General features: G+C 69.9%; 1 pseudogene. It reads left to right on the top strand.

Going from position 1 to position 369, the window contains the following annotated elements:
* Positions 1–166, top strand: a pseudogene (locus ADL08_RS36570) (MFS transporter); the annotation flags it as partial.
* Positions 167–369: the final 203 nt, after the last annotated feature.

A 369-nucleotide genomic window follows, 5' to 3' on the forward strand; every position in this document is an offset into this window, starting at 1 on the left:
CTCCAACACCGGTACGTGGATGGCCCGGATCACCCAGGACTGGCTCGTCCTGAGCCTCACCGGCTCCGCCGCCGCCGTCGGCATGACGACGGCCCTCCCGTTTCCTCCGATGCTGCCCTTTTGCCCGTACGGGGGCGTCCTCCCCCCCCCGGACCCGTCGACGCGCTGGGGCTTGGGGCGTGGGCCGAGCGGCATGAGGGAGGAGCGGAGCGCGTTCCCGGCCGCGACGGCGTCGGCGGTGCAGCGGGACAGGTCAGGCATGTTCGTTAGCATAACTCATTACTCTGCCCAAATACCACTGGAAACCCACCGACGTCGCACGGATCACACAACCCACCCCCCGCACCCGCGCGCGACCACACACGCCCG

Source organism: Streptomyces sp. NRRL F-6492, assembly GCF_001280125.1.
Lineage (GTDB): Bacteria > Actinomycetota > Actinomycetes > Streptomycetales > Streptomycetaceae > Streptomyces.